This window comes from Flavobacterium collinsii (assembly GCF_902804485.1).
In the GTDB taxonomy this organism is placed as follows: Bacteria; Bacteroidota; Bacteroidia; order Flavobacteriales; family Flavobacteriaceae; genus Flavobacterium; species Flavobacterium collinsii.
Genome location: NZ_CADCST010000022.1, coordinates 1 through 413 on the forward strand (window position 1 = coordinate 1; position 413 = coordinate 413).

The 413-nt window shown below is 40.7% G+C and carries 1 protein-coding gene; it reads left to right on the forward strand.

The genetic code is table 11. The features are described 5' to 3' along the window. On the forward strand, positions 1–413 hold a 413-nt coding region (locus FLA105534_RS00145), incomplete at both ends, for an AMP-binding protein (RefSeq protein WP_173964032.1).

Consider the following 413-nt stretch of genomic DNA (forward strand, 5'->3'; position numbering starts at 1 on the left):
AAGAAAATACGCTTATTAACCAACGGATTGGCCATTGGAGATTATATCCAAAACGATCAAAACGTACTGATCAACACCGTTCCTTCTGTGGTTCACACGCTTATCGAAAAAGGGACTTCCTTTGAAAATGCGGTTGGAATTAACCTTGCAGGGGAAGCTTTTCCGGTGAGTATCGCCAATCATTTCAAAGATTCAGGGATTGCTCTGAGAAACTTATATGGTCCTTCAGAAGATACTACTTATAGCAGTTATTACAGAGTTGAAGGTTCTTATGAGAGTTCAGTTCCTGTTGGAAAAGCGATAGACAACACTCAGTTTTACATTCTCTCAGATGCTTTGGCCTTACAGCCAGTGGGAGTTATTGGAGAAATCTGTATTTCTGGTGATGGATTGTCCAGAGGCTATTTGTACCA